We start from the raw sequence: 12,297 nt of genomic DNA on the forward strand, positions 1-12,297 counted from the left end.
GCTCCTCACTGTTGGGCAGGGCTCAGGTGATGGCCCACGTGCAGGACGGCTCGCTCGAAGGCGCCGAGATCTCCCGAGAAGACGCCGTCGGCACGCGGTCGGGCCAGGACGACGTCGGTGAAGCCGAGTTCCGCGCATCTCCCGACGAGATCGGCCAGCCGCTCGGTCGAGGCGTACGGATCGGGCACGATCCTGCTCAGGTTGACCAGCCGGCGCGGCCGCACGGGACTTGGGCCGACGTGCCCGGCCGCCGCGCGGTCCACCTCGTCGGCCGCCTCCCGCAGGCGCTGGATCTGGCGCCGCAGGGTCGCGAAGGCCTCGGACTCCGTCTGCTCCCCGGGGCGGCCCGCGTCGCCGATGGTCACCCACATGTCCGCGCGGCGCGCCGCAAGGCGCATCCCCCGGGGGCCGGTCGCGGCCATGGCCAGCGGCAGGCGTGGCAGCCGGATGCAGCCCGGGGCCATCCGCACGTCCTCGGCCCGGTAGAACCGGCCGCGGAACGTGGTCGCCTCCTGGCGCAGCAGCAGATCGACGAGGGTGACGAACTCCTCGTAGCGCGCCCCGCGTTGTCCGGGCGACGGTGCTGGTGAACCGAGCGCGGCGGCGTCCGGTCCGGTCGCGCCTGCCCCCACACCGAGCACGAACCGCCCGTCGCTCATGCGGTCCAGCGCCATGGCCTGTTTGGCCACGAGGACGGGATGGCGGAAGTTGGGGGTCGTCACGAGCGTGCCGAGCGTCATGGTCGTGGTGTGGCAGGCGGCGACCGCGAGAGTGGTCATGGCGTCGTACCACGGCGCGTCCGCCGGGAGCCGCCAGGACAGATGGTCGAGCGTCCACGCGTGCGCGAAGCCGAGTTGCTCGGCTTCGCGCCAGACACGGGCGGCAGACCTGCCGGCATGTTCCGGCAGGACGAGGACGCCGAGAGCCGTCATACCGGCTCCGGTTCGCTGGTGACACCGGCCCCGCGGTCGTGCAGCGCCCATCGGGCGGTCGCCGCCGTGCCCAGGCCCGCGACGACGTAGACCGCCGCGAGCACGAACCAGCCGAGCCGGCCGCCCTCGACGAGCAGCACGGTCATCGCCCCGGGCGCGAGCATCATCGCGGCCGCCTGACCGGAGTTGAACATGCCCTGGTACTCACCGTGCGCGTCCTGCGGAGCGAGCCCCACGGACAGTCCGAATCCGCTGCCGACGAAGAACAGCTCGCCGACCACATGCACGACCGCGGCCAGGAACAGCACCACCAGCACATACGTCCCGGAGCCGTGATACGTGGCGGCGAAGACCCCGCACGATGCCGCGAGGAGCAGCCCGGACCACAGCCCCAGCCGCCCGGCTCCCGCCACGGTCACGCCGGCACGGCTGACCCGGTTCTGGAAGAGGACGATCACCACCGCGTTGAACCCCATCAGCAGGCCCATCACCCACAGCGGGGCCCGGGTGTGCGCCGTGATCCACAGCGGTACGCCGGAGTCGAGCATTCCCCAGTTCAGCGCCAGCAGGCCGTTGAACAGCGTGGCGGCCAGGAAAGGCCGGTCGCGCAGCACGAGCACCCCACGCCTGACCTTGCGGTCGGACAGCGAGCGTACGTGCGGGACGCGCAACAGCAGTGCCGCGGCGAGCAGATTGGCCGCGCCGTACACGACGATCAGGCTGAGATAGCCGGTGCGGCTGTCGGCGGACAGCACCAGTGCGCCGAGCAGTGCTCCGACCACGATCCCGGCCTGGGTCATCACCCGGGCCGTGGAGATGCCCTCGAGGCGCTCGTCCCCCGGCGGGGTGAGTCCTGAGATGACCGCAACCCGGATCGCGGGCGTCGACCGCTCGGCGGCGATCATGACGCAGGTGACCGCCACGATCACCCAGAAGTCACGCACCACCGCGTACGAAAGGATCGCGAAGCCCTGCACGAGGGTGAGCACGACGAGCGTCTCACGGGTACCGACGCGGTCGGCGACGTAGCCGAGCGGAGCGCCGAGCGCCAGACCCGCCACGCCGGCCAGCGTGATCCCCACGCCGAACTGGGCCTCGGTCAGGCCCACGGACTTGATGAAGAACATGGCCCAGCAGGTGAACCAGGCGCCCCGGCCCAGGGAGAGCACCAGCGCGGCCACGTGGACGGGGCCGACCGGGCGGCGCCACCACGCGAGGGTCGTCCACTCGGGCCGCGGCCGAACGCGGCTCATCCGGTGCCCCGGACCGGGGTGAGGAACTCGTCGAGGTCGACGGTGCGTGAACCGTGCACTCCCGGTGTGGCGGCGCGGATGCCGAGACGGGCGGGCCGGCTCGAGTCATGGAAGTAGACGGCCACGATCCGCTCGGCCTCGTCGACGCTCAGCATCGGCGTGGCGACGAGGAAGTCGCGCACCGCCGCGGTGTCCCGGACTGCGCGCACGTACACACGGCGGTCGCGGTAGTGGTCCTGTGGGTGTGTGATCGTCGGGTGCAGGCGGCGCTTGAACTGGAAGACGCCCTTTCCTGGGAAAGGGTCGCCGCCGGAGAGGTCGATGCACCGCACACCGTGTCGCGCGGCCCACTCCACGGTCAGGTAGTAAACCGCCTTGGCCGCCCCGCTGCGGTAGTGCGTCTCGTCGCCGTCCAGCACGCCGAAGAGCCGCATCCGGAGCGAACGGCCGTCCTCCTCGAGCCGGCAGACCACCCCGGCCACCCGTTTCCCGGCCTCGTTGACGAACAGCAGCATGCCGTGCCGGAAAAGGGAGTCCAGGGTGGTCGCCCAGTCGGCGCTGCGCGTCTCCTCCCCGTGCCGGGTCTCCATCGTCGGCAGATGCATGCGCTCGTAGAAGAACCGCAGGTCGTCGACGTCCGTCGCCGTCTCGTACGTCCACTCGTGTCTGCGGCGCAGCTGCGCGAACTGCCGGCGCTCGTTGGGAGACACCGATCCGAGCATCGCCGCCGGATCGCCCACGACGTCGATCCGCGCGTGAACGCGGAACGGGAGGATCAGCGAACGGTCACGGGGCAGCATGCGCGCACGACGGCTGGAACAGCCCACGACCAGGAGGTCGGCGTCCGCGGCACCCGCGCCGCGGCGGATCCGGCGCCAGGTGAGCGGCGAGAAGTCGGCCGACAGCGGTCCGGGGCGGCCGCTCGCCCGCTCGTCGGACGGGATGGACAGCTGGCCCCGGAGATACGGCAGCACATAGGTGAGCCCCTCCGGGAAGCCCTGATACGCCAGGGTGAGGCGTTCGCCGACGGACGTCGTCACCGTGTGCGGATACCGTCGGCCGGGAGCGCTCGCCCAGCAGCCGCGGGCGGCGGCCCACGGCCCCGTGCCCGTGTTCCATCGGAAGCGCACCGCGGTCGCGGCCCGGGGCACGGCCGTCATCCCGCCGCGCCCAGGCCGGCGGACGCGGCGTCGAGCAGCACGCTCCGCACGTCCGCCACACCGGCGACGTCGCGCACCGCCGGTCCGGAGAGCGGGACGAAGTCGTCCGCACTGTAGGAACCGGAGCCGTGGACGACGACCTCGTCCGCCTGGACGAGACCGCGGTCGATGCCGTTCAGCACCCCCGTCATCACCATGACCAGGGACCATTCGCGCAGGGCGCGCGGGTCCGCCGGCAGCGCGGTGCCGGCCCGGGCGAGCAGGGCGCGGATCTCGCCGTAGCGGCCGAGGCACTCGTGGAGCGAGACCACCACGCCGCCTCCGCCGTTGCCGCGGATGAGTCTGTTCATGGCCGCGGAGGTGGCGGGGGCCCGCGTGTAGAAGGTGGTCTCGAGGTCTTCCCCGGTGCTGAAGGTGGTGCGGGGATAGTGCGGGTCCTCGTCCTGGTGGTGGAGGCCCGTGTCCGGATCGAACCGGTAGGCGGGTGCCGGGGTGCCGTACAGGCTCTGCACCATGTCGGGCGTGGCCAGATGCTGGACGAGGAAGTACTGCGGGGGCCGGGCCCGTGCGGGCGACAGCGTGGTGCCGAAGTGGTGGCCGAGGAGCCCGAAGGCGCTGGACACGGCATGCGCGTGGACGCGTACCGCCCCGTTGTCGGCGGGTAGTACCGCGTCCTCGGCGAAGGCCCGGACGGCGTCCGCGGAACGGTAGTTGTCCAGTTCCAGGGTGTGCCACAGGCGGAAGCCGTACCGCGCGAACAGCTCCGGGGCGGACTCCTCCAGTGCCCGCAGGACGACGGTCTTCACATGGCCGGGGTGTTCGCCGTCCAGTACGCACACGGGGTTGCGGGCGGCGAGGTTCGGATCGTCGGCCAGATGGGACGCCCACAGTTTCGGTCGCGCGGCATCCGGGACCACCGTGACGATGCGCAGGCGTTCCGGGTCGGCGAGCCCGGTGCGGTAGGCCCGCAGCACCGCGTCACGCAAGGCCGTCGCCTTGTTGGCGGACGACGGCGTGAAGATCATCACCGCTTCCCCGGTGCGGTCGATGTGTTCGACGGCGCGGGCCACGATGACGTGCGAGGCGAGACTCTTGACCGTCCGGGTACCGGGGTTGCCCATGAGGTCGAGCAGATGCAGCCGGACGGGGCCGACGGTGCCGAGTCCGGCGAAGCGGAAGTCGGTCGCGGCGAAGAACTCGCTGAGCCGCTCGGACGGCTCGGGCAGGGCGAACGCCGGCGCGAAGTCCGCCGTCGGCGGCCGTCCGGCCGCGACGGCGGCCAGGGCTCGGCGAATGCCTTCGCCATGCTCCGTAAGGACATTGACCGAGGCTGTCGAAGCCTCGGCGACGCTGTGGTTCATGCCGCTCCTTGGAAGCGTAGGAGGTGGCTGTGCAGCGGAGTCAGGACCAGCTGACGGGGAACCGGTGGAGACCGAAGGTCCGCTCCTCGTAGCGGAAGGGGAGGTCCTCGGGGTCTCCCAGGACCCGCAGGTCCGGGAGGCGTTCGAAGAGCCGCCGGTACGCGATCTCCAGTTCGGCCCGGGCGAGGTTGTGTCCCAGGCACTGATGAACGCCGTAGCCGAAGGCCAGATGGTTGCGGCGGCCACGGTGGACGTCGAGGACAGCGGGGTCGGTGAAGACCCGCTCATCGTGGTTGGCCGAGGCACCCAGCACGAAGACGCCCTCGCCGGCGCGTATGGTCTGCCCACCGATGGGAATGTCCTCGGTCGCCACCCGGGCGAGGGCCACCCAGTCGACGATCGAGTGGTAGCGGAGCAGTTCCTCGACCGCCGATGGCCACAGCCCGGGGTCGGCGCGCAGTGCGGTGAGCTGCTCCGGATTGCGGAGCAGGGTGTACACCCCGAGCGGGATCATGTTGGCCGTGGTCTGATGGCCGGACACCAGCAGCAGGAAGGCGATGCCCGCCAGCTCCTCGTGGGTCGGTCCGCCGGACGTGTGCCGGTCCCTGACGAGGCGGCCGAGCAGATGGTCGCCGGGATCCCGCTCGGCCCGGTGCGCCAGCTCCCCCACGTAGCCCCGGATCTCCTTGAACGCGGCCTCGGCCTCCTCGGGGTGGGTGAGGCCCTTGGCCATCCTGCGGGTCCGTTCCTGGAAGAAGTCCCGGTCCTCGTAGGGGACGCCGAGCAGCCGGCACATCACCAGCGAGGCGACGGGCATCCCGAAGTCCTCGACCAGGTCGGCCTCGTGGCGGCCCGACAGCTCATCCAGGACCTCGTCGACCACGGCGCCGATGGCCGGGCGCATGGCGCGGACCCGTCGCATGCCGAACTCCGAGGCCAGCATGCGCCGGTAGCGGTCGTGTTCCGGGGGGTCCATGTCGATGAAGTCACCGGGGAGCGTGCCGCGCGGCGACCCGGCCGCGTCCGCGAACGGGTGTCCCGGCCGCTGCGGTTCGGAGCTCATCGCCGGATGGGTGAGCACCTGCTGCGCCTCGGCGTGCCGGGTCACCAGCCACACGGTCCGGTCGCGGAACGTCGCCCGCACGAGAGGAGCCCGGGCCCGCAGTTCCTCGTACTCGGGCGGGGGTGCGTGGGGGCAGCGCCGGGTCATCGGGAAGCCGGGCCGCAGCTCGTCGTCCACTGCGTGCTCCCGCGGCCGTGAGTCGCGTACGTGTGTCATGGCGTTCCGTCCGGTGTGTCGTTGTCCGGCAGCTCACGCATGCGGACCAGCGGGGAGAAGAGCAGGGGGAGCGTGGAGAGCACGAGCCCCGCGGCACCGGACCACACCGCCGCACGCACGCCGAACACTTCGCCGACGGCGCCGCCGAGCAACCCGCCGAGCGGCATGGCACCCCACACGAGGAAGCGCATGGTGGCGTTCATCCGGCCCAGCATGTCCTGCGCCGTGGTGGCTTGGCGGAAGCTGATCTGGCTGACGTTGTAGACCACCACCCCGACCGAGACGAGGAAGGAACCCACGACGAAGAAGACGACTCCGGCGCCCGCGGTGGTCAGCGGGATCAGCAGCGCGAACGGCTGGAAGAGCAGGGGCCCGAGCCAGATGACCCGGGCCGAGCCGACCCTCTTCGTCAGCGGTCCGACCAGGGCGCCGCCGCACAGGCCCCCCACGGCGCCCGCGGCCAGCAAGGCCCCGTAGGCTCCGGGTGACAGCCCGATCTCCTGGACGAGGAAGAGCGCCTGGACGGCGAGGAGCGCCGAGAACGCCAGGTTCGCGACGGCCGAGCGGAGCGCGATGAGCCGGAGGATGCGGTCGCCGAACACAAGACGCAGCCCCGCTCGGATGCCCTGCACCAGGCTCGGCCGGTCGGCGGGGGAATGCACCGGCTCCCGTGCGTGAATCCGGCTCAGCAGGAGCGCGGAGCCCAGGAAGCTGATCGCGTCGGCGATGACCGCGACGGGTGCCGTGAGCAACGCGACCAGCCAGCCGCCGACGCTCGGACCCACCACCTGGGCGCCGGACCGGGTGATCTCCAACTTGCCGTTGGCGTCGACCAGTCGGTCACGGCCGATCAGGGCGGGCAGATAGCTCTGGCTGGCGATCTCGAAGAAGACGGTGGCGACACCGGCACCGAGCGCCACGGCGTAGAGCTGAACGAGGGTGAGCACGTCGAACCAGGCGGCGACGGGGACGGAGAGCAGGAGCGCCGCCCGTACGAGATCCGCCGTGATCAGCACGGGTCTGCGGCGCATCCGGTCCACCCACACGCCCGCGGGCAGGCCTATCAGCGCGAAGGCCGCGGTTTGCGCGGCACCCAGCAGACCGACCTCGAAGGCGCCGGCGTGCATCGTCAGGATGGCGACCAGCGGCAGCGCCACGAGGCCGATCTGCGAGCCGGCGACGCTGATCGACTCGGCCCCGAACATCAGCCCGAAGTCTCGGTGTCTCAGCAGACTGCGCCGCGCGGCAGCCTCAGCTTTCATACCGGGCCCGCGGGCAGCGTGAGTGCCCGCACCTGGTCCGCGACCCGGGAACGGAGCGTCACGTACGGCCTGCCGTAGCAGTCCCTGGTGAACTGGATCGTCCGCTCGACCGTCCAGCCGGCGAACCGGAACTCTCCGGCGCCCACCGGGACCAGGGCGAACGCAGGTTCCCCGGAGAAGGACAGCACCAGCCGCCCCTCGTGCACGTCGACGGTGACCGTCCGGGTCCGCGGCGAGGTGAGGAAGGCTCCGTCGGGTTCGTCGAAGGCGGTGAACGAGTCCGGGATCTGGAAGGTGCAGCGGTGCTCCCTCAGCTCCTCCGGGGTGACGTGCACGTCCGGCGGCGACAGGAGCGTGTGCTCGAGCACTCTCGGCGTCCGGAACCCGGCCGGGAACAACTGCAGCAGTTCCCGGGTGGGTTCGCAGTCGATGACCAGGTGAACGCGGGTGATGTCATCGTCGTTCCGCACCAGATGCGGGCGGGTGAAGTCGGCGTACCAGAACTCCCCGGGCTGCCAGCGGTGTGTGGTCCCCTCGATGGTGAGCACGGCACCGGGTGTGGTGATCAACGGCACGTGCAGGCGCACGATCCCCCAGGGCAGGCCGTACTTGGTGTCGTTGTGCAGGGGGCTGGCCGCGCCGGGGCCCAGCGACTGGAGCCTGACGCAGCGCAGCGGAGCCGGCAGGTGCTTCAGCAGCAGGGCCATGTGCGGAGCCCTGGCGAGCAGGGGGGTGTCGGCGAAGTCGTCGAGCGCGGGCCCTCCGGGGTCGGCTCGGCCCGGGTCGCCGCCGACACTGCGCAGCGGGAGTTTGCGCCAGTCCACGTCGACGCCGGGGCGGAGTCCGTCGCCGCTGATGATCTGCGGCGACAGCCACTGGATGCTCCGCAGGGCGTCGAGGTCGGCGAGCAGCCCTTCCGTGTCGAAGTGCGGGGTGAGCATGGCCGTTGCGGGCAACTCGGCCAGGATCGGGGCCTGCGGCCACGGCTCGAGTTCACTCATGGGTGTCGTTTCTCCACGCGGTCAAAGTGATCGGAAACCGCTCCGGGTAGCGGAGGGTGGCACGGGCCTCGCGACACACCGTCCCGGCCCGGCGCACGGTTCCGGGCAGGTCCAGGAGGCTGGTGAGCAGGCCTCGCAGCACTACCTTGGCGAGCAGGGTGCCGGTGCACGCGTGGGGGCCGCGCCCGAAGGCCAGATGCTGGTTGGGTCGGCGGTCGGGTACCAGCGCGTCCGGGGTGGCGAACTGTGCGGGATCCCGGTTGGCGGAGCCGATGAGGGCCAGGACCGCCTGCCCGCGGGCGATCCGCACCCCGCCGAGGTCGAGGTCCTCCACGCATGCTCTGCTCGTGCCCTGGATCGGGCTGTCGTACCTGATGAGCTCGTCGATGCAGCTGTCGAGCAGCCCGCGGTCGCGACGCAGCCGCTCGATCAGCTGCGGCTGGTCGAGAAGAGCGAGCAGGGCATTGGCGGCGGCCGACACGGTCGTACTGAATCCGGCCAGAAACAGCACTCGCCCGGTGCTCCAGACGACGCCTTCCGGTACACCCAGGTTCTTTCTCTCACGCAATGCGTGCCCCAGCATTCCGGGTGTGGATTCGTCAACGACCCAGGATTCCACCAGAGCGTCGATCTCCCGGCGGGCGGCAATGGCCGGCGGCAGCGCCTCGGGAACGAATCCGGCATCCATACCGCGCTCCACCGCGTCAGTCAGTGCGACGAAGGAGTCGGTGTCCGGCGTGTCCACACCGAGGAATCGACCGATAGCAAGGAGAACGACCGGCCGGGCGACTTCCCCCACGAAATCGAAGGGAACGTCCGGAGAGAATTTCCGGAGGATGGCTGCTGATTCGTCCGCCACCATGGCCTCGACACCGTCGAGATCCTGGTGGTGCAGTGCGTTCATGAAGAGATGCCGGACCGGCCCGTGCTCGGGCGGATCGAGGACCTGCAGGCTCGGGTGGTCCATCTCGGGCATGTCGTAGCCCGCCCGGCGCCAGTCGCTGGCGAACGCGGCCGAGTCACGGAGAATCCGCGAACACTCCCGATACCGCGTGAACACCCATGACTCGATCCGGTCGTGCCAGAAGACCGGCTGTGTCTCACGAAGCTCCGTGTAGAAGGCGTACGGATCCTCTATCAGCTCGGGTGACAACGGATCGTATTCCAGCATTCCGCGCTCTCCTTCGTCGCCTTCTCCTCAATGAAATTGACAACGGGGCCGGCTCGGCGAGCCGGCCCCGTGAATGCCATGATGGGTTTACCAGCAGTACTTCATGTTGTCCCCCAACTCGCGGTTCGGTTTTTCAAGGCACCATCATCAAATCAATGTCCCGAGCATGGGTCAACGGAGTCGACGGTAGGTAAAACCCCCTCTTGTCGCGGCACAATGCTCCGTGGTATGCACGACGGTGCGCGGGCAGAAAAAATGCCGGACGGGCTGGTTTTCTCCAGCCCGTCCGGCATTTTTCGGACACTTCCCGGTGCCGATCGCCCGCCGGATTCAGGCAGCGGGGGCCCCGCCCTCCTGCTCGAACTCCACCTGGGTGTTCCACTCCCGCTTGGAGGACTGCCAGCCGTCCTCGTCGTGGCCGAGACGCCAGTAGCCGGAGACAGACAGCTGCTCGCGCGGGATGCCGCGCTCCACCCGGAGCAGCCGGCGCAGCTCCTTCACGAAGCCCGCCTCGCCGTGCACGAAGGCGTGCACGCGGCCGTCCGGGAACTCGAGCGCACGTACCGCCTCGACCAGGGCCGCGCCGACGGGGCGCTCTCCCCGATGCAGCCAGGTAACCTCCGCGTCACCGGCGAACTTCTGCTCCTCCTCGGGCCCCGCCACCTCCAGGAAGACCTGTGCCCGGGCGCCCGCGGGCAGCGCCTCCACCGCGGCGGCGACGGCGGGCAGGGCGCTCTCGTCGCCCGCGAGCAGGTGCCAGTCGGCACCTGCGTCGGGGGCGTAGCCGCCACCCGGGCCGGAGAAGCGCAGGATGTCACCCTCCTGAGCCCGCATCGCCCAGGGCCCGGCCACGCCCTCGTCCCCGTGCACCACGAAGTCGATGGTCAGCTCGCGGCTGACGGCGTCCCAGGAACGGACGGTGTACGTACGGGACACCGGCCACTGCTCGCGCGGCAGCTCCGCGCGGATCTGCTGCAAATCGAAGGGCTCCGGGTAGGTCACTCCGGGCGCCGGGAACAGCAGCTTCACATAGTGGTCCGTGAACTCGCCCCCGGCGAAGGCACGCAGGCCCTCGCCGCCGAGGACCACACGCTGCATGTGCGGGGTGAGGCGCCGGCTGCGCACCACTCGGCCGATGTGGAGGGGCCGGGCCCTGCGCTGCGGTCGTTCCGCCATGACAATCTCCCCCGTGTAATGGCCTGTTGAAGAACTTAGGTCTGCCTAAGCTAGCACCCGCGGCCGCCCCGGAAGGGAGACTGCCAGCGCATCGCCCTGACTGTTGCGCCGGCCGCCCGGATCACCATCCCCCGACACAGTGCAGATCGTTTCAGCAGGTCGCAGCCCCCGTCTCCCGCCTCGGAGCGCCGGCCACCAGGGCTACACGGCCATCAAGGGCGCGTCTTTCCTCCATTTGAGCGCCTTGTCGAAGCTGACCACCGTCCCGCCCCGGCCGGGCTTGGCGCCGATGTGGACGTGGTCGGCGAGTTCCCGGATGAGACAGAGCCCGCGGCCGTGCTCGGCGTCCGGGCGGGCGGGCCGGACCTCCGGGACGCGCGCCAACCCGGGTCCGGAATCGGCCACTTCGATACGGCACTTCTCGCCGTCGAGGTAGGCGGTCACCCGGTACGCCTCCGAGACGCCGCCGGATGCCCCGGGCCCGCCGTGCTCCACGGCGTTGGCGCAGGCCTCGCTCAGTGCGACGGACAGGTCGTAGGAGATCTCCGGGTCGACGCCCGCCGTCTCCATGGTGCCGATCAGCAGGCGCCTGGCGAGGGGCACGCTCGCGGCCTCGCGGCGCAGATGGAGTGACCACCAGATGCTCATGCTCCAGCCTCCTGGCCGCGGCTCGACATACCGTTACCTATTGCCGTCCGTAAGGACCCGTAAGCACTCCGTCGACGTGACGCCGCCCATACGGGCGATGCGCCCAGGGAGGAATCGGTGTATGAGGGACGCCTCCGGCGACCTGCCGGATGCCGCCGGTGAGGGCAGTGCGATGATGAGCCCGCCATGACTGCCCCCCACCCACGCACGGCGCGTCCCGGAGCCGGGCTCCGGATCCTGCGGGCCGCGGTGTTCGCCGCGGTCTGCGTCGTGCTGGCCGCGGCCGGGCACACACTGGCCTCCTGCGCGCGCGTGCCGCTGTGGACGCTCGGCGCGGGCTTCCTCGGCTCCCTGCTGCTCGTGGCACCGCTCACCGGGCGGACCCGCTCGCTGCCGGGCATCGCCGCGCTCCTCGCCCTCGGCCAGACCGCCCTGCACACGCTGTTCGGGCTGGGTCAGCACGGGGTGGCGGCCATGGCCTCCGGTGGAATGCCGAGGGGCCCGGCGGACGGGTCGCTGAGCAACGCCGCGCTCGTCGAGCGGGCCGCCCGGCTCGTGTGCGGGTCCACCCCGTCGGTGCTCACCCCCGGACAGGCCTACCGTCTCCTGCTCGACGCGCACCTCATCGACTCCTCGGGCCGGGCGGTGGGCGCCATGCCGGCCATGCATCACATGGCCGACCCCACCGGCCCCTCGGCCTCGCTGCTGCCCTCGCTGCCGATGCTGCTCGGCCACGTCCTCGCGGCCGTCGCCGCGGGCTGGCTGCTGCGCCGGGGCGACCTCGCCGTACTGCGACTGGTCGAACTGTCGGCGCACGGGGTCGCCGAGAGGGCGCTCGTACGATCCCTGCGCGGGGCGCTCGCGCTGGCGCACGCTTTGTGCGCCGGGCTGTTGCCCGCCCTCGAGCCCGGCCCGCGCGGCTGTCGTACCGCCCGGGACGAGGCACCCGCCCCGCACACCACCGCACTCCAGCACACGGTGATCCGGCGCGGCCCGCCCGCGGCCTTCCTCCTCGCCGCCTGACGCGACGCGACCTCCACCGCACGGATCCGGA

General features: G+C 71.1%; 11 protein-coding genes. 1 reads left to right on the forward strand and 10 read right to left on the reverse strand.

Going from position 1 to position 12,297, the window contains the following annotated elements; genetic code table 11:
* Positions 1-5: 5 nt before the first annotated feature.
* The 10 genes from ABZ079_RS06415 to ABZ079_RS06460 all read right to left on the reverse strand — a co-directional run bounded on the left by ABZ079_RS06415 (position 6) and on the right by ABZ079_RS06460 (position 11,243).
* Entirely contained in the window at positions 6-932 is a 927-nt protein-coding gene (locus tag ABZ079_RS06415; protein ID WP_356938263.1) for an LLM class flavin-dependent oxidoreductase, read from the reverse strand.
* Positions 929-2,185: an MFS transporter gene (locus ABZ079_RS06420; protein ID WP_356938264.1), complete on the reverse strand. Its 1,257-nt coding sequence runs from the start codon at positions 2,183-2,185 to the stop codon at positions 929-931. Before ABZ079_RS06420 ends, ABZ079_RS06415 begins: the two co-directional genes overlap by 4 nt.
* A complete protein-coding gene (locus tag ABZ079_RS06425; protein WP_356938265.1) occupies positions 2,182-3,225 on the reverse strand; it encodes a GNAT family N-acetyltransferase in 1,044 nt (347 codons plus the stop codon). The genes ABZ079_RS06420 and ABZ079_RS06425 overlap by 4 nt, the downstream gene beginning before the upstream one ends.
* A gap of 116 nt (positions 3,226-3,341) precedes the next feature.
* Positions 3,342-4,706 carry a DUF6002 family protein gene (locus ABZ079_RS06430; protein WP_356938266.1) on the reverse strand — a complete coding sequence of 455 codons (1,365 nt, stop codon included), beginning with the start codon at positions 4,704-4,706 and terminating at the stop codon, positions 3,342-3,344.
* A 40-nt stretch (positions 4,707-4,746) separates the two neighbouring features.
* Positions 4,747-5,985 carry a cytochrome P450 gene (locus ABZ079_RS06435; RefSeq protein ID WP_356938267.1) on the reverse strand — a complete coding sequence of 413 codons (1,239 nt, stop codon included), beginning with the start codon at positions 5,983-5,985 and terminating at the stop codon, positions 4,747-4,749.
* On the reverse strand, positions 5,982-7,247 hold the full coding sequence (locus ABZ079_RS06440) for an MFS transporter (RefSeq protein WP_356938268.1): 1,266 nt from the start codon (positions 7,245-7,247) through the stop codon (positions 5,982-5,984). Before ABZ079_RS06440 ends, ABZ079_RS06435 begins: the two co-directional genes overlap by 4 nt.
* Positions 7,244-8,248: an aspartyl/asparaginyl beta-hydroxylase domain-containing protein gene (locus tag ABZ079_RS06445; protein WP_356938269.1), complete on the reverse strand. Its 1,005-nt coding sequence runs from the start codon at positions 8,246-8,248 to the stop codon at positions 7,244-7,246. Before ABZ079_RS06445 ends, ABZ079_RS06440 begins: the two co-directional genes overlap by 4 nt.
* Positions 8,241-9,419 carry a cytochrome P450 gene (locus ABZ079_RS06450; protein WP_356938270.1) on the reverse strand — a complete coding sequence of 393 codons (1,179 nt, stop codon included), beginning with the start codon at positions 9,417-9,419 and terminating at the stop codon, positions 8,241-8,243. Before ABZ079_RS06450 ends, ABZ079_RS06445 begins: the two co-directional genes overlap by 8 nt.
* Positions 9,420-9,749: 330 nt before the next feature.
* Positions 9,750-10,595, reverse strand: coding sequence for a siderophore-interacting protein (locus ABZ079_RS06455; RefSeq protein ID WP_356938271.1), 846 nt, complete (start codon positions 10,593-10,595; stop codon positions 9,750-9,752).
* 201 nt (positions 10,596-10,796) lie between these two features.
* Entirely contained in the window at positions 10,797-11,243 is a 447-nt protein-coding gene (locus tag ABZ079_RS06460) for an ATP-binding protein (protein WP_356938272.1), read from the reverse strand.
* Between the two features lie 186 nt (positions 11,244-11,429).
* Between ABZ079_RS06460 and ABZ079_RS06465 the strand changes: the two genes are divergently transcribed.
* Positions 11,430-12,266, forward strand: coding sequence for a hypothetical protein (locus ABZ079_RS06465; RefSeq protein WP_356938273.1), 837 nt, complete (start codon positions 11,430-11,432; stop codon positions 12,264-12,266).
* Positions 12,267-12,297 lie beyond the last annotated feature (31 nt).

Origin of the sequence: Streptomyces sp. NPDC006314, assembly GCF_040613075.1 — a bacterium.
Taxonomy (GTDB): Bacteria; Actinomycetota; Actinomycetes; order Streptomycetales; family Streptomycetaceae; genus Streptomyces.

Bases quoted from the DNA above. Each gene is read 5' to 3' on its own strand.
- ABZ079_RS06415 (WP_356938263.1), bottom strand. From the start codon at position 932: ATGACGGCTCTCGGCGTCCTCGTCCTGCCGGAACATGCCGGCAGGTCT.
- ABZ079_RS06420 (WP_356938264.1), bottom strand. From the start codon at position 2,185: ATGAGCCGCGTTCGGCCGCGGCCCGAGTGGACGACCCTCGCGTGGTGG.
- ABZ079_RS06430 (WP_356938266.1), bottom strand. From the start codon at position 4,706: ATGAACCACAGCGTCGCCGAGGCTTCGACAGCCTCGGTCAATGTCCTT.
- ABZ079_RS06435 (WP_356938267.1), bottom strand. From the start codon at position 5,985: ATGACACACGTACGCGACTCACGGCCGCGGGAGCACGCAGTGGACGAC.
- ABZ079_RS06440 (WP_356938268.1), bottom strand. From the start codon at position 7,247: ATGAAAGCTGAGGCTGCCGCGCGGCGCAGTCTGCTGAGACACCGAGAC.
- ABZ079_RS06445 (WP_356938269.1), bottom strand. From the start codon at position 8,248: ATGAGTGAACTCGAGCCGTGGCCGCAGGCCCCGATCCTGGCCGAGTTG.
- ABZ079_RS06450 (WP_356938270.1), bottom strand. From the start codon at position 9,419: ATGCTGGAATACGATCCGTTGTCACCCGAGCTGATAGAGGATCCGTAC.
- ABZ079_RS06455 (WP_356938271.1), bottom strand. From the start codon at position 10,595: ATGGCGGAACGACCGCAGCGCAGGGCCCGGCCCCTCCACATCGGCCGA.
- ABZ079_RS06460 (WP_356938272.1), bottom strand. From the start codon at position 11,243: ATGAGCATCTGGTGGTCACTCCATCTGCGCCGCGAGGCCGCGAGCGTG.
- ABZ079_RS06465 (WP_356938273.1), top strand. From the start codon at position 11,430: ATGACTGCCCCCCACCCACGCACGGCGCGTCCCGGAGCCGGGCTCCGG.